Consider the following 20,328-nt stretch of genomic DNA (forward strand, 5'->3'; position numbering starts at 1 on the left):
GCTCATGTCATCAACTGCCTAAAACAAGTGATCATAAGCCTTTTTTAACATCGTTCATGGCTTTTTTGCTTTGACCAAACAGATGGTAGGCCTTTTTGAGTAGGCGAATCACTTTGGTTAGGCGGCTTTCGGTCAGCATGGCTTTGCCATCTGGGACGATAAATACATCGCCGTTGTCGTCAATTTCTTGGCGTGTACCGTGATTAAAGCCGTCAACATCACTTTGTGCATCGGCATCTTCATCAACAATGCGTACAATTTCTTCTTTTTGACGAAGTGGCGTACTTTCAAATAAATTTGACAACCGCACATCAAGCTCGCCTTTGGCGGCCCGCTCAATTTTAGTGAGGTTTTTGTAGATTTCTACAAACCAAGGGTCATAGTCTGCCTCTTTGAGGGCGTCCAACTCATCTTTGATGGGCAATGGGTAGGGCAGGGTTTTATAAAATTGCCATAGACTGATGCTACTAAGGTCTGTTTTGAGTAAATATTCGTCTTCTTTGGTGCGAGTAATGAGCTCGGCATCAACAAGCTGTTCAATGTATAACCCCCATTTTGGCAATTCTCTGCGACCTAATACGCTACGCAATTCATGCTCGCTGACGGTTTTGCCTTCTTTGTAGCGTTTGTAGGTCAGATTTAGCATATCAAGCAGACTTAATAGCGGATGACGAACAGGCACTTCCTTGGTGTCAAAGATGGTCAAAGTATAGCTGATTTCAACACCCAAAAGAATGATGTTCCATGACAAATAAATCCAAAGTAGGAAAATTGGCAAGGCAGCAAAAGCACCATAGATGGCTTCATAGCTTGTAAAATTGGTCATTACCATGCCAAAGACAGAACGCAAACTTTCAAACAACACAGCCGAAGCCAACCCTGCAATGACAGCATTTTTAAACGGTACCTGCACTTTTGGAATGAGCCAATACATGCCAATAAATCCTGCAACGGTAATCAGTATTGACACCAAATATGCCCACACCGACCAATCTATCCCATAGCCTGCGATTTGGCGATTTAAAAAGTCCGCGCTTTGAATGGCACTTGATGCACCAAATGTGATGCCAAGCACTATTGGGCCTAGCGTGATGAGAGTCCAATAACGAATGATGCTGGCTGTACCGCCTGAGCGTTCTTTGACACGCCAAATTTTATTAAAAGCAGTTTCAATTGTTATTAGGGTTATGATGGTTGTGATGAATAAACCAAGCACACCGACGATGCCCAAATTGCTGGATTTTTCAGCAAAGCTGTCAAAATATTGCCCAATTTGTGCACCTGATGACGGCAATAGATTGTTATAAATCATTGCTTGCATTTGTTCACGCATACCAGAAAGAGCAGGTATGCTTGAAAACACCACCAAAATCACCGTCAGAATCGGTACCAGTGAAAGTAGGGTGGTATAAGTGAGACTGGCTGCTTTTTGTTGGCAATCATCTTCCATGAAATGACGCACAAGCAAGCGTAGATACATGAACCATCTGTGATGGGCGAAGGGCAATTTGTTCAAAAAATTTGTCATAATCTTCAAAAGTAAATACAATCAATAAAGTAATCAATGTATCAAAAAAATGCACTGAGAAAATAGTAAGTAGATAGTGTAGCAAATATCACACATTTTTAAAAACTTTTTGGTGAAATATTACAAAATTATTAAAATGGCAATGCTTTTAATGTCATTTGATGGCGTTTTTGGTTAATTGATGTTATGGGTTAATTAATGTTAAATGTTAAATGATTTAAGCCATAAAATCCTTTTTGGTGCTTTGTGTATTTTGGTGGGTTTTGGGCTATAATGACAAAAGCCGATGAGTCAAGCTGGCTTGATGTTTGAATATGGTTGAGTGGTGAATTTGCCACCAATTATTTTAAAGCACAAACCATCTCAAATTAAAATCAGTGAAAAAAATAAGGAAAAATATGACAGACGATTATTATGTTCTTGTTTTGTATGACACAAATCATGATCGCACCAAAGAGCTTGCTTATGCAATTGCTGAGGGCGTGTTCAATGCAGGCATGGCGATCAAAATTCGCCGAGTGCCAAAAGTATCTACTACCACCGAGCAGGTCGCACCTGATATTCCTGATGAGGGTGATTTGTATTGTACGGCAGATGATTTGTCTGATTGTGTGGGTTTGGCGGTGGGTAGTCCAACCCATTTTGGCAATATGTCAGCGAGCATGAAGTATTTTTGGGATAATACAATAACGCATTGGCTTTCAGGTGATTTGCAAGGCAAGCCTGCTTGCGTTTTTACCAGCACAGGCACCATGCACGGTGGCAATGAGGCGACATTGCTTTCTATGATGATGCCATTGCTACATCATGGCATGATGCTATTGGGTTTGCCTTATGTACATGAAGAACTAAATCGCACGATGCGTGGTGGCACCCCTTATGGTGCAAGTAGCGTGTCAGGTGTGTCGCATGAACTTGCCATGACTGCAGATGAGCGTGTCTTGGCCGTCCATCAAGGCGAGCGACTTGCTCATGTCGCCAAAAAATTAGCCAAATGATTGACAAGCTTAAAACTTGGCTAAAAAAAAACACTGCACAAGCAAAAAACTAAGTTTTTAAGTTGATTTTTATCAAAATAAGGTCTTAAATCAAAAAAAGTGAACAAATCTTTATGTTGTGCAGATTGTTTATCAGCTGTGTTTGGTTAAGTTGCTTTGATTTTAGTGATTGATTTTAGTCAGCTCCATTGAAATCATCTTGCCACCGCTGGTCTGGCTGACCTTAATGGGTAGGTAATCTAAGCTGGGTGCAAGCCAAAAACTTGTCGCACGGCTTTTGTCATCATGGATTCTATCAATACGAATTGCTTCATAAGTTCCTGCTGGTACGATGATTTTTGAAGTGCCAGATTTTTTGAATTTGGTGGTCTCAATGTCGGTTTTTTTCACCAATTGATAAGTGCCACTAAATTTGCCATCAATCAGGTCTTGGCGAATTTGTGATTCTAGGCTCAAATCATCATAGACTTGCCCATTCATTTTTAGCGTGGCTGTTTTGTTTTTATAAGTAGATGAGATGGTTTGTGCGTCATGACTAAAAATGACTTTATGTGTATTGCCCACACCAAAAACTTTGGCTGACATAGAGGAGTTTTTTGGTGTGATTACGCCGTCTGATAGGCTAAACTGTGCTGATTGATTTAGGTTGATGATGCCTGCTACCAAACCTTTGACACGATAATGATAGTCATTGCCTGATTTGGTGAGTGTGCGAGTAGCGGTGCCAAGTTTGTCATAGGCTTTGACGGTATAAGTTGCTGAAAATGTTGCCAATTCATTGGCATGAGTGGGTAGGCTTATGCACAGTATGCTCATGGTCAGTGCGACAGTGCTGATGTTTTTTCTTAAAAACGACCTTACGGCTTTATTTTTCATGTTGCTTCGCTATATTGCTGTATTGTTGGCTATATCTATGGATTATATGAATAAAATTGTGATGATTTCAAGCACTTTATGTGATTTTTCATTTGCGACTGCCAAAAAGGATAAAGATATGAAATAAAGAGATGTTATTCTTAAAATGTATTTAATTGTTTAATAAAGTCGTTTGTCCATAAAGACAATGTTTAAGAGCAAAGAACTGGCGTATTCATGATTTGTTATAAAAATTTTTTTTTGGGCAACGGCTTGAAATTTTTTGGATAAAACCCTATCTTTATAGCCATCCTGACATTGTCAGTTGTGATCATTTATTTTTATAATTTATTGTCATTTCATCGTAAGTTTAATGGAGAAAATTATGTCAATTCGTCCTTTGCATGACCGTATTGTCGTACGCCGTACCGAAGAAGAGCAAAAAACCGCAGGTGGCATTTTGTTGCCAGGCTCTGCCCAAGAAAAACCACAACAAGGTGAAGTCATTGCTGTGGGTAATGGTCAGGTAACTGACAATGGCGTGCGCGCCTTAGATGTTAAAGTTGGCGACAAGGTATTATTTGGTCAATATGCAGGCCAAACTGTAAAAGTTGATGGCGAAGAGCTTTTGATTATGAAAGAAAGTGATGTGCTTGGGGTGCTTGAATAATCACAATCACACCGATTAGCAATATTTAACAATGATTCATCAAAAACAATGATTTATTATTAAGAGAGAAATTATTATGGCAAAAGATGTAAAGTTTGGCGTATCTGCCCGTGAAAAAATGATTGATGGCGTAAATGTCCTAGCCAATGCTGTTAGAGTTACCCTAGGGCCAAAAGGTCGCAATGTTGTGATTGACAAATCTTTTGGTGCACCAACCATCACCAAAGATGGTGTGTCTGTTGCCAAAGAGATTGAACTAGAAGATAAATTTGAAAATATGGGTGCACAGCTTGTGCGTGAAGTGGCTTCTAAGACCAACGATGTGGCAGGTGATGGCACAACAACTGCAACTGTCTTGGCACAAGCCATCTTGACCGAAGGCATGAAAACTGTTGCTGCTGGCATGAATCCAATGGATTTAAAGCGTGGTATTGATAAGGCAACTCGTGCGGCTGTTGAGCAAATCCACGCACTATCAACGCCAGCAGATGATTTTAAGGCGATTGCACAAGTTGGTTCTATTTCTGCCAATTCTGATACCAAGATTGGGGAGCTGATCAGTGAAGCCATGAAAACTGTTGGCAAACAAGGTGTGATTACCGTTGAAGAAGGTTCAGGCTTTGAAGATACTTTGGAAGTTGTTGAGGGTATGCAGTTTGATCGTGGTTACATCAGCCCTTATTTTGCCAATAAGCAAGACAGTTTGACTTGTGAATTTGACAATCCATTTATCCTGTTGGTGGATAAAAAAATCTCAAACATTCGTGAGATTGTACCACTACTTGAACAAGTGATGCAGACCAGCCGTCCGCTACTGATCATTGCAGAAGATGTGGAAAATGAAGCATTGGCAACCCTTGTGGTGAACAATTTGCGTGGCGGTCTAAAAACTTGTGCAGTAAAAGCCCCTGGTTTTGGCGACCGTCGTAAAGCCATGCTACAAGACATTGCCATCTTAACAGGCGGTATTGTGATTTCTGAAGAAGTGGGCCTAAGTCTAGAAACCGCAACGGTAGAGCACCTAGGTACTGCCAAAAAAATCACTGTTGGCAAAGAAAACACCGTCATCGTTGATGGTGCTGGAGAAAAATCACAAATTGACAGCCGTGTAGATGCAATCAAGCGTCAGATTGAAGAATCAACTTCTGATTATGACAAAGAAAAACTACAAGAGCGTGTTGCTAAGCTGTCTGGTGGTGTGGCGGTCATTAAAGTTGGTGCTGCTACCGAAACTGAAATGAAAGAGAAAAAAGATCGTGTAGATGATGCATTGCACGCCACTCGTGCAGCGGTAGAAGAAGGCATTGTCCCTGGTGGTGGTGTGGCTCTTGTGCGTGCCTTATCAGCACTTGAGAGCCTAACAGGTGATAACGATGATCAAAATGCAGGCATCAATATTCTGCGTCGTGCGATGGAAGCCCCACTTCGCCAAATCGTTACCAATGCAGGTGATGAGGCAAGTGTTATCGTCAATCAAGTTAAAAATGGCTCTGGTAATTATGGCTATAATGCAGCGACTGGTGAATATGGCGATATGCTAGAAATGGGCATTCTTGACCCAGCCAAAGTAACTCGTTCTGCCCTAGAGCATGCAGCATCTGTAGCAGGTCTGATGCTGACTACTGAAGTGATGATTACTGACCTACCAAAAGAAGAACCAGCTATGCCAATGGGCGGTGGTATGGGTGGCATGGGCGGTATGATGTAATTATCGTCAAACCTAGCCATCTAAAAATCCTCCAACAAAGTTTGGGGGATTTTTTTTATAAAGTAATCAGATGGCATGATTTGTGTTGTTAATTTTTGTTGGCTTGGTAAATTTGATGATAAAAACTTGTTTAATGAGATTTTTATTGAGATGGTGAAGTATTGTTATTTTATGAAAATTTTTTTGTCATTTGGTATAGACTTTGTGCTGAATTTAGGGTAAATTGCGATGGCAATATTTGCCACACCAATTGTAATTATTGATGGTCTGTCTTTTGTATTATGGTATTTCTCACAAAAAAAGGATGATTTATGAAACTCAAACCTACCTTGTTATTTGCCAGTCTAACCGCAAGTTGTTTATTGATCACTGCTTGTGGTGATAAAGCTCCTACCTCTGATAAAGGTGCTACCAAGTCGTCAAGCGTAAAATCTGCCAACAAAATCGCTGATGTCGTTATCGTCAATGGCGTTGAGCCAGAATCACTGGATCCGCAAAAAGCCTCTGACATACCTTCTTTTTCCATTCATCGCCAGATGTTTTTGGGTTTGACTGCCTCTGACAAGGAGGGTAAAACCGTCCCTGCCATGGCGACCGAATGGGAAAGCACTGATGATAAAGTATGGGTTTTTAAGCTACGCAATGATGTCAAATGGTCTGATGGCTCGCCTGTAACGGCGCATGACTTTGTTTTTGCATTGCAGCGTTTGACCGATCCAAAGACAGCATCGCCTTACGGTACTTATCTGGTGGATGCCAAAGTGGTGAATGCACAAGCAATCAGCGAGGGCAAGGCTCAGCCAAGCACATTGGGTGTCAAGGCGCTAGATGACTACACTCTTGAAATCACGACCACAGACCCTGTTCCTTATTTGGCGGATTTGATGCTGTTGCCTGTGACATTTGCCACACCAAAACAGGCCATTGAACAGCACGGCAATAAATGGACAGATGCTGCCAATATTGTGGTCAATGGTGCTTATAAGCTACATGATTGGCAGGTTAATGGGCACATCATCTTAAAGCGTAATAAAAGCTATTTTGATGATGCCAATACCAAAATCAATAGCGTGGCATTTTTACCAGTAACAGCACAGGCAGCGATGTCTCGCTATAAGGCTGGTGAGGTGGATTTTTCTGGCGTGCCTGCTGAGATGTTTAAGGACTTAAAGGCGGAGCTGCCTGACGAGGTGGTGGTTACACCGACATTGTGCACAAGCTATCTTGAGTACAATACCAAAAAAGCACCGCTGGATGATGTGCGTGTGCGTAAAGCCTTGTCGATGGCACTGGACAGAGATTTAATCACTAAAGAGGTGCTGGGTCGTGGTGAGGAGTCAAGCTATCAACTCACACCGCATTACACTCAAGGCATGAGTCAAGTTTTGCCAGATTGGGCAAGCCTGCCAATGCAAGAGCGTGCCAAGATGGCAAATGATTTGCTGGCACAAGCTGGATATAGTCAGCAAAACCCTGCCAAAGTAGAGATTTTGTATAGTACCAGTGAAGGTGGCAAGCGTTTGACATCAGCGATTTCATCACTATATAAGCAGTATTTGCCAAACGCACAAATTTCGGTCATCAATCAAGAGTGGAAAATGTTTCTTGATGCTCGCCATCAGGGCAACTTTCAGATCTCGTTCCCTTCATGGTGTGCAGATTATAATGAACCATCGACTTTCTTGAACTTGATGCGCACTGGCAGTAGTAATAACACCAGTTTTTATAGCAATCCTGAGTACGACAGGCTGATGAACTCTACATTGTCTGTCGGTGCAACAGATGAAAGTCGTCGTCAGGCGTATGTCGAAGCTGAACGATTGCTACAAAAAGATGCGGCGATCATGCCTTTGTTTACTGGGGTAAGTCCAAGTCTGATCAAAACATACTTAAAAGGCATCAGTCCAAACGATCCTCTTAAGAACTGGTATATTAAGGATTGGCAAATTGCGGAATGATGTTAAATCATCAGTTGCAAATAACAGTCATCGTCAGATGGCTGTTTTTTTATTTGCCCTTATAATCAAAGTGGCTGGCAATGTGATAAGCCTTATAAATTTACTATGATTTTTGTCTGCAAAATTGCTATAATGCAAGCAATTTTCTTTTAAAAAAGCCAACTGCCATGACCAATCCACAAATTACCAACCAAACCGAACTTCTTTGCCCTGCTGGTACTTTTAAAAATATGCAATACGCTTTTGCCTATGGAGCGGACGCTGTGTATGCAGGGCAAGCACGCTATTCTTTGCGGGTGCGTAATAACGATTTTGATGAAGACAATTTAAAAAAAGGCATTGACTATGCCCACTCAATCGGCAAAAAGTTTTATGTGGTGGTCAATATTCAAGCCCACAATGCCAAATTAAAAACTTTTATAGAAGACATTACGCCTGTTATTAATATGAATCCAGATGCACTGATTATGTCGGACGCTGGTATGATTATGATGGTGCGTGAGCATTTTCCCCATCAAGAAATTCATTTGTCGGTACAAGCCAATGCGGTAAACTGGGCAACCGTTAAATTTTGGCAACAAATGGGCATTAGCCGTGTGATTGTTAGCCGAGAGTTGTCCTTAAAAGAAATTGGCGAGATTATCAAAGAAGTGCCTAATATGCAAATAGAAGTCTTTGTACACGGTGCATTGTGTATGGCGTATTCTGGGCGTTGTTTGTTATCAGGTTATATCAATAAACGAGATGCCAATCAAGGCACTTGCACCAATGCCTGCCGATGGAGCTATAATACTTATAAAGCGGTGGAGAATGAAACAGGCGATATTGTGCCAGTTATGCAAAATGACAGCCAAAATAATACACAAAATAATATCGCCAATGCCGAACTTTTTATTCCCAATCCCAATAAAAACAGCATTGACAATGTTAATTTAAATGATAGCCAAACCGTTCACCCTGAGCTTGTCGAAGGGTCGGTTTCGCTTAATGGTTCGACAAGCTCACCACGAACGCAAAACCGTAATTTAAATGGCGATAGAGTAATGGGCGATGATTATGCCCAAAAACCAAGTGATGAAGTGGTGTTATTAGAAGAACAAGGTCGCAAAGGCGAATTGATGGCGATGTATGAAGACGAGCACGGCACTTATATTATGAATTCCAAAGATTTGCGTGCGGTGGAATTGGTGCCTGATTTAATTAAAATGGGCGTGCATTCACTCAAAATTGAAGGGCGTACCAAATCGCATTATTATGTGGCACGCACCGCCCAAGTGTATCGCCGTGCCATTGATGATGCCCTTGCTGGCAAAGAGTTTGACGCAAGTTTAATAAGTGCTTTGGACGGTCTTGCCAATCGGGGCTATACCGAAGGTTTTTTAAGACGGCATATTCATTCGGATTATCAAAATTATGAACACGGTTCATCAAAAACCGACCATCAACAATTTGTCGCAGAAGTAACCGAATTAAAAGACAATAAATTGGTTTTGCAAATCAAAAATAAACTGTCGGTGGGCGATGAAATTGAAATTATGACCCCCAAAGGCAATATTATTTATCCTTTGCGGGCAATGTGGGACAAAAAAGGCAATGCCATAGAATCCGCCTTAGGCTCTGGCTGGATTTGCCAAATTGACAATCCCTTTACCGAGCTTGGTTTTGATGTCTTGCAATTTGCTCTTGTAATGAAAAAGGTTGATGAGCCGATGTTTAGTTGAAATCTAGTAAGGCAATCAAAAGCATTATGGCATTGGCTATAATGCTTTTTTATGGATGTGAAGTAAGGGGCGATTGGTGGATTTGCTGTATCCTATTGAACGGGTTTAGAATTGGATTAAGGAATTGAGGCAGGGTTGGGGGAGTGGACTGTATTGACAAGTTGTTCTTTTATTTTATGTGGATTTTTGGTGGTTTTTGGGTTTAGTTGGCGTACAAAAAACTTCAATGTAATAAAATATCAAAATCCATCATGCCAGAAAGATTGGCACTGTATAAAAAACATTCATTAATATATTAGATATTTTTGATTGTTTTTGGTAACATTATGTGTTATAAATGTTGCGTCAATCAGACAGGCTTAGGTTGTGATGGTGCATATGTCCACCCTCACAGTCAAATTGATAAATCCGCCCCATGACTTTGTCATGTTTTTTATGTTTTGCAAGTTAAGGATTACTTGTTTATGAAATTAACGAAATTAGCATTTGCACTTACCATTGGTGGTAGCTTGATGCTGACTCAAACAGCATCCGCTACATGGATTGAAAATATTCATGGCAGCGATGGCGTGCGTGGCTTTTTGATCGGTGGTTCACTTAATCCTGAGTTGAGTGGTTACAATCGTGAGTTTAACTATGTTTATGGCAACCCAAATTTGATTGGCGACCCAGATGGCGATACACCGCATCTGCAAAGCTTCTTTGAAAGCCTAGATGAAGAGGCTCGCATTGAGAGAAAATCACTAAATGCACAAATGGGCGTGGATAATGCGATCATCATGCGTGTGAATCGTCGCATCAACGACAAAGACTATGTGGTCGGCAGTCTTGCTCTTTCTCCAGATAGTCAGAGAAAACTGCTGTCTGCAGAACCAATGTGGGGCGTGCAGTATATCCGTGAGGATTTGGGCGACATTTCATTTGGTCGTATGGGCGTAACCATCAACCCACAAGCGACCAACACTTATTCGCCATTTACTTCAGTAAACCGCAACAGTGGCATCAACGGTGCAACCGTGACTTTTGATAGATATAAAAACTGGAATGCCAAAGCGTTTTATTCATTGCCAACCACCGACAATGTCCTTAAGCCAAGCGCGATGACACATAGCGGTTATGGTGCAATGGCAAGCTACACCCAAAAAATTACCCCAAATCATTATGTGACAGTTGAGGGTGGTTATAGTACATTTGAGCGTTCGCCAGCACATAATCGTGCTCAGCTCATACCGAATGTCGGTGGTCGTAATATTTACCAAGCACCGATTAAAGAGCATAACTATGGCGGTTCGATTACTTATCGTTATGTAGACTGGACGGTCGCACTTGATATGGGTCGTAAAGAAGGTAAGATTCCAGGTGCACCGATTGTTGATTCGGTGATTATTAATAACTTGGGTCTAAAAGTTGCTTATCAAGCAACACCACGCTTGACGCTTGCTGGCACCTACGGCATCCAAAAAAGTAATGCCAATGAAGTGGAGAAATGGGCATTGTCTGTGCCACAGATTTTTCCAAAACCAAAGCCAGACTCAAGTAAACGCTTGAAAGACTATCTACAACGCCGTATTTTTGAACAATATTTGTTTAAGCAAGTGCATAGCCGACAAGTGAAGCTAGAGGCTGACTACAAATTCAGCGACAACTTCTCTGGCAAGGCCGTATTTGTGCGTGAAAAAATCGAAAACTTCGCACCAGAAGGTAAGTTTAGTGAACGACAAAATACGGAATATGGTCTTGGCTTGACTTATTTATTCTAAGTATTTTTTAAATCATCATTTTATTTTTTAAGGACATGACAATGAAACTAAAACTGCTTACTCTTAGTGTTGCACTGATAGCGACCAGCTCGGCCCATGCTGTATTTAATGTATATAATAGCGGTGACGGCACAACTTTGGACATTCATGGTGAAGTCAATCTACAACTTCAAAACAAGGGTGACTTTATTGAAGATGTGTACAGTAATGCATCAGCAAAAGCAACCGATGAGCGTACTCGTTTTGGTAACGACTCTGGTAACACTTGGGTTGAATTTCGTGCTGCACAGACTTTTGGTAAAGACTACCGTGCAACGGGTGTCATTGGCTATGGTTATAAAAATGTCAAATTGGGTGGTTCCCAAGACACCACTTTCTTGGCAATTGACAAGAAAAATGTTGGTTCGATTGCAATCGGTCGCCAATATCTACACTCTGGCTATGTGCTAAGATCAGGTACTTTTAGCACGCTTGATGATTACGGTATCTCGGTAATTCGTGGCGATTTCACCAAAATTCCAAACTTACACCTAAGTGCATACCACAACTTACCCGATACAATTGATACTCGTGCAGAGGATGGCTTGACTCGTACCGGAGGTAAAGGTGCGTCATTTAGCTATTTAGTCCCTCTTAAAGGCAATCAAAGTGTTCGTGTGGCGGGTGGTTATACTCAGCATAAAGTCAATGTGGACGAAGGGTTCAAAACGGTATTGCCAAGCGAGCGTGAAGGCTATGCTGGCTCGCTTGAATACAGAAACGACCGTATCGTCGTTGGGGCGGATCTTGGTAAACAAAAGCTGACACATGATAAAAACACACTGGTCGATACTGGCGATATTAATATTATTGGTGCTAAAATCGGTTTCTTTGTTAATCCAAAAGTAACGCTGGCAACTGGTTATGGCGTTGAAAAAACCAAGCGTGTCGGTGGCATCACTTCTACGCCAATTGAATCGATCAAACAAGAATTGCCACAAAACGCATTTGGCATCACTGAGTTTATTCATGACGATGAAGAAACCAAGCGTTTCTATGTGCGTGGTGACTACTATGCTCGTGAAAATGTGCGTTTCTATGCTCGTTATGATTTGCACGAAAAAACAGGCAAGATTCAAGGACAGCTGATCAGCAGAGAAAAAGCCCCAGAATATCGTGTGGGCGTGAGTTTGAGCTTCTAATTGCTGACAGTTGACTGTGATTTTTTTTGGTAAAACTGTGATTGCCCTAAAAATGTTTTAGGGGTGATTGCAGTGACCACTTTCTTTGCCTGATTTTTTATGGATTAAAAATTATGAAATTAACCAAATTAGCATCAATGGTAGCGTTTGGCTTGTCGTGTGCTTATTTGACGCAATGCACCAGCATGCCAAGTAGCGTAACACCATCAATCCCAAGCAAAACCAATGGGCAATACCCACAGGTACGCATACATCAAGACTCCTTGGATCATTATCTGCACGGCGAATACGGTCGTCCAGATGGTCTATCTGGCGAACAGTTGCGTCCTGAGACAGCGCCCATCGCTCGTCCTGATGATGGCGTGGATCATTATACACACGAAATAATGACCGACCGTTATCGCTGGATGGAGCGTGCGGTAGGCAATATCGATGCTGACTACAACTCAGACCCCATCTATGGTAAGGACAATGCCAAATCTCGTGATCGCAATTTGTTTGGTTCTCGTACCGAAGCAGACATAGGCGATAGCCAATTAAACGATCGTCAAGCGTTCCGTTCTGAGGCTCGTGTTTTTAATGGCTCGGTGGGCGGTGCAAAAATGGGTCAGAATTCCACTATGGTTGCTGATGGACCATTGGACAACCGTGCCAGAGATTTCATCAAAAATGCACCACGAGAGCAAACCAGTGAGGAATTGACAGACTGGATCAATACGCAAGACCAAATGATGCAAGATTATTTGGTTAAAGATCCGATTTGGCAAAAAGTCAAAGGCAACCTAAACGAATTGTTAGATTATGAAACCGTCGCCAGCAAAGAAAAATTTGATGGTGTTGGTACGATTGAAATGATCCGTGATTTTAAAAGAGGTATCCGTGTTGAGCTGACCGATATTTACGGCGAAAAACGCACCATTTTAGATGAGCAGGATTTTCGTTATCACGGCTTGGGTGGGTTTGGTTATACGGGTAAGCCAGTGGTTAGTCCAGAGGGTACTTACATCGCTTATGCCACTCAGTTGAGCGGCTCAGATGATGACGAGACCACGCTGTATGTCAAAAAAATTGCCACAGGCGAGATTGTTGCCGAAATTTTCAAGGCAGAAACCGAGAGTTTTGTTTGGTATGATGATGACAGCTTCATTTATCGTAAATTCCCAAGAATTCTACGCCATGACATTGGTGTAAAACGCCAAAACGATCCCATCGTTTTGGACATGAATGACGTCAACATGCGTCTGGGTAAAGAGGCGAATTCACCTGCATTTGACTTGTATGATGCCAGCGAAACCGATAAAAATCGCTATCTTGCAATCGGTGGTGGCATATCAATTTCAACTTTCTTTATTGTTGATATGAAGACTGGCTACATTCATCAAATCCATGATGAAGCTTACTTCCAAAAACACAATAAACCATATGCATCAACTTATACAACGCCTGCTAAGTTGGTACATTTTGATCCAAAAACGCTGGATGTATGGTTTATCTCAACGGAAAATACCGAAAAAGGCGAAATCTTAAAGATTAACCTAAAACAACCAAAAAATCGCCAAGTGGTTGTCAGAACGCCAGCTGATTATAACTTCATGAAAAATGCGGCTTATTATAGCGAAAGTGGCGGTCATTTCTTGGTCAGCTTTTCAAAAGATGCATCTGATAAAGTTCTGTTAATCAGTAGTGATGGTAAGACAGCCAAAGACTTGACCCCTATGGAGCTTGGTGTTGCTGATAAGCTAAAAGCTTATGTGGTTGGTCAAGACGATAAAGACAAAAAAGGCAATGATGGCAGCGATGTTGAATCAGACGAAAGCTATGTTCGTTTTGACTACTCAAATACCGTCAGCCCAATCAAACGCTACAAATATAGTGTAGAAAAAGATCAACTGATTGATGAACGCTATCCATTCCCAACACCTAAATTTAATGCAGAAGACTATGAAATCAAGCGTGTCTTCTATCGCTCAAAAGACAATACTGCCATTCCGATGGTGATTGCTCATAAAAAAGGCATTAAGCTCGACGGCACAAACCCAACCTTGCTATACGCATACGGCGGTTTTGGTGTGAAGGGAGACATGGCATTTAGCTATGGCAACGCATCTTACCTAGACGCAGGCTTGGTTTATGCTGAGGCGTTCATCCGTGGTGGTGGCGAATATGGTCGTGATTGGCATAAAGCTGCCCAATCAGTCAATCGTGATCGCCAGTTTGAAGATGTGGCAGCTGCAGCAGACTTCCTAAAAGAGCAAGGCTACGCTGACAGTAAGCACTTGGCGTTGTCTGGCTGGTCACAAGGCGGCTTTATGACAGGTGTCATGTTGACTTTGTATCCTGAGAAATTCCGTGCGGCGATTCCGGGTGCAGGCGTGTTTGATATGTTCCGCTTCGACACCATGGACCGTGAAGACTACTTCATGAAAGAGTATGGTCTGTCATGGGGTTCAAAAAAGCAATTTGATGCAATCAAGCGTTGGTCACCATACCAAAATGTCAAATCAGGTGTGTGCTATCCATCGACTTTAGTGGTCGTGCCAACCCGTGATGACCGTGTGTGGCCTGCCCATTCGTATAAGTTCACCGCTGCACTACAAGAACATCAATCGTGCGATAACCCTGTGCTGATGTTCCCTGTGCATGGCGAGGGTCACAACCCAATCACTCGTGAGGGTCAGGTTGATCGTTTGCATCGTACCATCGCCTTTACTCTAAAAGAGATTGGTGTGACCGATGTGCCCAAGAATGTTCGTCCAGATTTTGAGACGCTAAAAACACAAGCTCAAAAGGACGAAGAAGCCAAAGAACAGGCCAAAAACGAAGCCGAATGGCAAAAAAACCGTCAAGAAAGAGATCGTAAATAATTTGCGATTCAATTCAATCAAAGCCGTCATCATCGTATGGCGGTTTTGTTTTGAGAATCTTGACAAAGTGGAAGACCGATCAATTTGTGATTTTTAAGTTTGAGGGTATGATAAAATTGCCCATATTCACAAAGAATGAATCTTAATAACCGCACCCACCCAACAATCAAGACTTTATTGAAACCAAGACTATAAAGATATTTAAAAAAAGCTGATCAGATCAATCATCAAACCACACTTAATCATTTTCATCATCGTAAAACCAGATCAAATAAAACTTGGCTTGATGAATGTCGTTAGTTTACTTTATATAATTTATTGATATGATTGTAATTAAAAAATAACAAAAATATGATCAAGACACTTTCAATCAAGTAAAAAAATGTGAAAGTTTTGATAAGCAAGAAATTTATTTCCCAAAACGCAAAAAGGCCATTAGTTTAAAATGCCAATGAAATTATTTTTATCAATGCTGGCTGTTTGGTTGTGATAGCTGCGGCAATTTATTTGATGATGCTTTGTCGGGTGGTGAATGATGTGCTATAATGGTTAAAAATTTTTACAAAATATAAGTAGTCATGACCCCTCAAAACCGCATTAACGAAATCCAAGCCATCTATAAAGAGTGGCAAGATCTGCACACACGCCTAGAAACCGCTTGCCAAGAGCTAAAAGAAAGCCAAGCACTCATCAAACAAATGGAGCGGTTTTATTTTGATGGGCATTGGATTGAAATTTACGAACAAATAGAAAATGGCCTGAAAGTGGATTTGATCACATCTGGCGAGTACAGTGTGATGAGTGAAGACACGCTGTGGAATGCTTTTCACGAACAGCAGGTTTTGCTTTGGGATTTTTTGCGTACCGCCACAAAGGCACTTGACAAAGATAACCCAAGTTTTTATGCCCAAGATACCGATAACCAAACAGGCAAGCAAGCCCAAAAAGACTGATGGCACTTAAAATCACAACCGACTGTATCAACTGCGATATTTGTGAGCCTGAATGCCCCAATGACGCCATTTTTTATGACCAAAAAGGGCAAAAAACCTATGTCATAAAGCCTGATTTATGCACCGAATGCGTGGGCTTTTATGACACACCCACCTGTGATAAAGTCTGCCCAATAGACTGTATCATCAAAGACCCTGAGCATACCGAAAGCGATGATGCGCTTTTGGCAAAGTATAAAAGAATTTGGGGAAAGTAAACCGCTTATGGCGGTTTTTTCATGCCAAGCTGATGGTATATGACCAAAAATCTTTTCTAACAAGTTTTTATATAAATCTGCCATATTTTGTATTTTGCCTAATCAAATCTATGGCTGAGTTAGTATGTTAATTGTTTATATCATATGGGAATTGTTTATTAATATAAATAATAATAATTTTTGTTTGCAAAATATTTTATATTTGATATAATTGTTGATAGTTTCTTACTTAATGCTAAGATTATGGCAAAATTGTCAAGAGTTTTAGCATATCATTAATCATAGACATCATGGGGTAACACATGAAAAAAATATTAAGACATTTGCCATTGACTGTGGCGGTACTTAGTGCATTAGCAACAAATGCAAGTATGGCCCAAGAACTGCCGACCATTCAGTTGAATAAGATTAAAGTAACTGTTGACCGTCAGGGTTCTAAAGTTAAAACAAATGTGGTCAATCTAAAACAAAAAGATGAAAGCACCGCTACCGAGCTTAGAGATTTGCTTAAAGGTGAGCCTTCTATTGATTTTAGTGGTGGTAATGGTACTTCTCAATACATTGCTATTCGTGGTATGGGTCAAAACTCGGTAGATGTTAAGATTGATGATGCTTATACTGACAGCCAAATTCTTTACCACCAAGGTCGCCATATGTTAGACCCATCTTTGGTAAAAATTGTTTCTGTTCAAAAAGGTGCTGGTTCAGCATCGTCTGGTATCGGCGGTACAAACGGAGCAATCGTTGCCAAGACCTTGGGAGCAAATGATTTATTAAAAGACGCTCAGAATCTTGGCTTTAAAGCAGGGGCGGGTTATAGCTCTAATAATGAGCGTTCCTATAATGCCGCCGCCTATGGCAAAGTAGGTGATTTTGATTTTCTGTTAAGTGCTAATAAGGTTGATCAAGGTGATTATAAAGCGGGTAAAAAAGTAGGCAAAGATGAGAAAATTGCTTTTACTGCTCTAGATAAGGTCAACTATTTGGCAAAGGTGGGGGCAAATTTTGGTGATCATCGCTTTGAGCTTAGCCACTTACGCCAAGAAAATAAAGGCACTCGCCCAATTCGTGAAGAGTTCATTAATTTTGATACCAATAGCCAAGATCCACAATATCGTGAAGTTAAGACTGAAAATACCAACCTTAGCTGGAATGCTAAGAATCTGGGCATGGTCAATGAAGCAACTGCTAACGCATATCACATTGTAAATTCTCGTTATACTGCCGATGATAGCAAAGCAGGCTATGCAGGCAAGTTGGCAGGTGCGAGCAAATCTAGCATTGATACCAAGGGTTTTAACGTCAATCTTGATAGTCAAATCAATGATGAAGTGTTGCTTAAATATGGTGCTAACTACCGTCAGCAAGAAATCATCCCAAACAGACGCAAGACTGGCATTGTTAATCAAGAAAAAACAGACGCAGGCGTGTATGTGGAGGCGATTGCTGACATTGGTGATCTGACTGCCACTGCAGGGGTTCGTTATGATCACTTTAACATCAAAGACATGGTAGGTGGTCGAGTTCAGGGCGGTAATTTGAATCCAAGTATTGGTCTTATTTACCAAGTAACCCCAAGCTTGAGTTTGAGTGCTAACCATAGCTATGCCACTCGTAGTCCACGCCTATATGATGCTTTAACAGCCCATGGATACCGTGCCGTTGTTAAAGTGGTAGATGGTCTAAAAGCAGAAAAAGCTCAAAATACTGAGATTGGTTTTAACTTTAATCAAGGTAATGCCTTTGTCAATGGTAGCTATTACTGGCAGAGAATTGATAATCTGTTAAAAAGTGCAAAAAATGGTACAAAGCACGCCAATGGCACAGATATTGATGAAATGAAAAATGTTGGCTATGCTAAAAACAGAGGGTATGAGCTCAATGCTGGCTATACATGGCAAGGTCTGACTGCTCGTGTAGGTGTGGCAGATGGCAAGCCTGAATTCCACAGCTCAGAGAATTTTAGCAACCGTGAGTATGCTTCTCGTTTGGGTCGTACTTGGACGGCAGCTCTATCTTACCGATTCGCTCAGCCAAACCTAGAAGTTGGTGTGCGTCATCGCCGTGCTGATGATGTAAAAGGTGATTCGGCTTGGTTAGGTAAGGTTGTTAATACTGACCCAAGAAAGAATCATGATCCTGAAAAATTGCGTGCTGGCTATAATACTACTGATGTTTTTGCCAACTGGAAGCCTTTGGGCGATGACAAAGTGAATGTCAATATGTCAGTTAATAATATCGCTGACGCATACTACACTCCGCATCTTTCTAGTTCTGGCGTAGCAGTTCCTGCGGCAGGTCGTGAATATCGTGTTGGCGTGAACTTCACTTACTAATTGTTGATTCACAAATTTTTATTGTTGGATTAAATTTTTCTCCACCCACCTTGTCTCATGGCAAGGTGGTTTTTTATGGCTAAATTGATGAATTCTTACAAGTTATCCACAATTGTATAATGAAATTCTAGAAGATTTTGTGAAACATTTAATGGCATTTCCGCAATCGGCAAAAAAGTCAATATATAAAATAAGATATTTTTATAAGTTATTGATTTTATTATAAAATTAAAATAATTGCATAATTATACTTAACAATTAACAGCACGGTCAATACACCATGAAATAAAGGATTGGAGGGTAAAATCATCTCTTTTCCACAAAGTTATCCACAGATTTTGTGGATAATGAATTAAACCGAATGGTAGTAAGGCTTTTGATGGTGTTTTTGTAAATTTTGATAAAAAAGAAGTTGGTGAGGCGTGTCTATTGTTGAGGTGTTTTTTGATTGGTTTCACAGCGATCTAAATTTGGCATTTTGACCAAAATATCACTCATTTCAAAAATGGCTTAAGGATTACTTATTTTTTTAGATTTATTGATGAGATGGGTTACTGCTCTGGGGTGGGCTTTATCATAGACACGAGTTAGGGCATTAAAATCAACCTGAGTATAAATTTGGGTGGTGCTGATATCGGCATGACCGAGCATCTCTTGGATTGCACGCAGATCACCACTTGATGAGAGCATATGAGAAGCAAAGCAATGTCTTAGTAGGTGAGGGTGTAGGTTTTGGGCAATGCCTGCATTGGTGGCACAGGCATTTAGGCGTAGTTGCACGGCTCTGGTGGAGAGCCGTGTGCCGTACCGCTCACTGATGAATAGTGCTTTGGTGTCTTCTTGCCATAGCTCACGATGTGGCAGATAGATATTGATGGCACTGATGGCTTTTTTGCCAATGGGGACAACACGCATCTTGTTGCCTTTACCAAGTACTCTTGCCATACCAGAGGATAAATCAATATCGTCAATATTTAGCCCCACCAGCTCAGACAGTCTTAGGCCACTACTGTACATCAGCTCAAACATTGCACGGTCTCGTATCCATAGGCGTGCTTTAGTAGCATCTTGTGGCATGGGCTGGTCAAGAAGCTGTGCCATCATGTCCACATCAGCAATTTTAGGTAGTGGGCGTGGCTCGGCTTTTAGGCGGTAGCCTGAGGTGGGATTGTGTGTGGTTCTTCCTGATTTGATGAGATGAGCATAAAACTTGCGAATGGCAGAAAGTTCTTGTTTAGCACTGACCGCCTTAATGTTGTCTTTTTCTAGGCGAATGCCGATAAACCTTGTCAAATCTTTTTTATCCAATGCTAAATAATCGCCTTGTAATCGCACATCTTTTTCTGTGAATAGCATCAGTCGCATGAGTGTGGCGGCATAGGCACTGATGGTGTTGTGCGAGTAGTTTTGTAAGCAAAGTTCGTCTAGCCAAGATTGTGCATCTGACCAATTTTTGGGTAGTTCTGTTTGAGGCTGTGAGTCGTTGGCAACGCTTGGGTGGATTTTTGCTAATAAATTGGATAGTCGCATGGCTGTAGT

The 20,328-nt window shown here is 41.2% G+C and carries 14 protein-coding genes; 11 read left to right on the forward strand and 3 right to left on the reverse strand.

The annotated features are described in order from the left end of the window. Positions 1-31 precede the first annotated feature (31 nt). Positions 32-1,528, reverse strand: a complete 1,497-nt coding sequence (locus R0123_RS06715) for a YihY family inner membrane protein (RefSeq protein WP_323843513.1) — start codon at positions 1,526-1,528, stop codon at positions 32-34. 398 nt (positions 1,529-1,926) lie between these two features. On the opposite strand from R0123_RS06715, the gene wrbA reads away from it, so the two are divergent. Then, positions 1,927-2,526 (forward strand): NAD(P)H:quinone oxidoreductase, encoded by a 600-nt coding sequence (gene wrbA, locus R0123_RS06720; protein ID WP_323841984.1) that lies wholly within the window; start codon positions 1,927-1,929, stop codon positions 2,524-2,526. A 162-nt stretch (positions 2,527-2,688) separates the two neighbouring features. Here the strand turns inward: wrbA and R0123_RS06725 are convergent, their stop codons facing one another. After that, positions 2,689-3,402 carry a DUF3108 domain-containing protein gene (locus R0123_RS06725; protein ID WP_323843514.1) on the reverse strand — a complete coding sequence of 238 codons (714 nt, stop codon included), beginning with the start codon at positions 3,400-3,402 and terminating at the stop codon, positions 2,689-2,691. A 361-nt stretch (positions 3,403-3,763) separates the two neighbouring features. Between R0123_RS06725 and R0123_RS06730 the strand changes: the two genes are divergently transcribed. The 10 genes from R0123_RS06730 to R0123_RS06775 all read left to right on the forward strand — a co-directional run bounded on the left by R0123_RS06730 (position 3,764) and on the right by R0123_RS06775 (position 18,789). Continuing rightward, positions 3,764-4,051, forward strand: coding sequence for a co-chaperone GroES (locus R0123_RS06730; RefSeq protein WP_416381511.1), 288 nt, complete (start codon positions 3,764-3,766; stop codon positions 4,049-4,051). Between the two features lie 73 nt (positions 4,052-4,124). Next, positions 4,125-5,759: a chaperonin GroEL gene (gene groL / locus R0123_RS06735; RefSeq protein WP_416381512.1), complete on the forward strand. Its 1,635-nt coding sequence runs from the start codon at positions 4,125-4,127 to the stop codon at positions 5,757-5,759. Positions 5,760-6,070: 311 nt separating this feature from the next. After that, positions 6,071-7,717: a peptide ABC transporter substrate-binding protein gene (locus R0123_RS06740; protein WP_323843515.1), complete on the forward strand. Its 1,647-nt coding sequence runs from the start codon at positions 6,071-6,073 to the stop codon at positions 7,715-7,717. A 167-nt stretch (positions 7,718-7,884) separates the two neighbouring features. Continuing rightward, entirely contained in the window at positions 7,885-9,438 is a 1,554-nt protein-coding gene (locus R0123_RS06745; protein ID WP_323843516.1) for a U32 family peptidase, read from the forward strand. 464 nt (positions 9,439-9,902) lie between these two features. Then, positions 9,903-11,198, forward strand: coding sequence for a porin (locus R0123_RS06750; protein ID WP_323843517.1), 1,296 nt, complete (start codon positions 9,903-9,905; stop codon positions 11,196-11,198). 41 nt (positions 11,199-11,239) lie between these two features. Next, positions 11,240-12,379 carry a hypothetical protein gene (locus R0123_RS06755; RefSeq protein WP_323841991.1) on the forward strand — a complete coding sequence of 380 codons (1,140 nt, stop codon included), beginning with the start codon at positions 11,240-11,242 and terminating at the stop codon, positions 12,377-12,379. A 113-nt stretch (positions 12,380-12,492) separates the two neighbouring features. After that, positions 12,493-15,243 carry a prolyl oligopeptidase family serine peptidase gene (locus R0123_RS06760; RefSeq protein WP_323843518.1) on the forward strand — a complete coding sequence of 917 codons (2,751 nt, stop codon included), beginning with the start codon at positions 12,493-12,495 and terminating at the stop codon, positions 15,241-15,243. Between the two features lie 578 nt (positions 15,244-15,821). Continuing rightward, positions 15,822-16,196, forward strand: coding sequence for a DUF4298 domain-containing protein (locus R0123_RS06765; protein ID WP_323841993.1), 375 nt, complete (start codon positions 15,822-15,824; stop codon positions 16,194-16,196). Further along, complete coding sequence (locus tag R0123_RS06770; protein ID WP_323841994.1) at positions 16,196-16,453, forward strand: YfhL family 4Fe-4S dicluster ferredoxin; 258 nt, start codon at positions 16,196-16,198, stop codon at positions 16,451-16,453. The genes R0123_RS06765 and R0123_RS06770 overlap by 1 nt, the downstream gene beginning before the upstream one ends. A 302-nt stretch (positions 16,454-16,755) precedes the next feature. Beyond that, a complete protein-coding gene (locus R0123_RS06775) occupies positions 16,756-18,789 on the forward strand; it encodes a TonB-dependent receptor domain-containing protein (RefSeq protein WP_323843519.1) in 2,034 nt (677 codons plus the stop codon). A 510-nt stretch (positions 18,790-19,299) separates the two neighbouring features. Here the strand turns inward: R0123_RS06775 and R0123_RS06780 are convergent. Beyond that, entirely contained in the window at positions 19,300-20,319 is a 1,020-nt protein-coding gene (locus R0123_RS06780) for a tyrosine recombinase XerC (protein WP_323843520.1), read from the reverse strand. Between the last annotated feature and the right edge of the window lie 9 nt (positions 20,320-20,328).

This window comes from Moraxella sp. Pampa (assembly GCF_035181385.1).
Classification (GTDB): domain Bacteria; phylum Pseudomonadota; class Gammaproteobacteria; order Pseudomonadales; family Moraxellaceae; genus Moraxella.

Coding starts and splice junctions, on each gene's coding strand:
- R0123_RS06715 (WP_323843513.1), bottom strand. CDS start 1,528: ATGACAAATTTTTTGAACAAATTGCCCTTCGCCCATCACAGATGGTTC.
- wrbA (WP_323841984.1), top strand. CDS start 1,927: ATGACAGACGATTATTATGTTCTTGTTTTGTATGACACAAATCATGAT.
- R0123_RS06725 (WP_323843514.1), bottom strand. CDS start 3,402: ATGAAAAATAAAGCCGTAAGGTCGTTTTTAAGAAAAAACATCAGCACT.
- R0123_RS06740 (WP_323843515.1), top strand. CDS start 6,071: ATGAAACTCAAACCTACCTTGTTATTTGCCAGTCTAACCGCAAGTTGT.
- R0123_RS06745 (WP_323843516.1), top strand. CDS start 7,885: ATGACCAATCCACAAATTACCAACCAAACCGAACTTCTTTGCCCTGCT.
- R0123_RS06750 (WP_323843517.1), top strand. CDS start 9,903: ATGAAATTAACGAAATTAGCATTTGCACTTACCATTGGTGGTAGCTTG.
- R0123_RS06755 (WP_323841991.1), top strand. CDS start 11,240: ATGAAACTAAAACTGCTTACTCTTAGTGTTGCACTGATAGCGACCAGC.
- R0123_RS06760 (WP_323843518.1), top strand. CDS start 12,493: ATGAAATTAACCAAATTAGCATCAATGGTAGCGTTTGGCTTGTCGTGT.
- R0123_RS06765 (WP_323841993.1), top strand. CDS start 15,822: ATGACCCCTCAAAACCGCATTAACGAAATCCAAGCCATCTATAAAGAG.
- R0123_RS06770 (WP_323841994.1), top strand. CDS start 16,196: ATGGCACTTAAAATCACAACCGACTGTATCAACTGCGATATTTGTGAG.
- R0123_RS06775 (WP_323843519.1), top strand. CDS start 16,756: ATGAAAAAAATATTAAGACATTTGCCATTGACTGTGGCGGTACTTAGT.
- R0123_RS06780 (WP_323843520.1), bottom strand. CDS start 20,319: ATGCGACTATCCAATTTATTAGCAAAAATCCACCCAAGCGTTGCCAAC.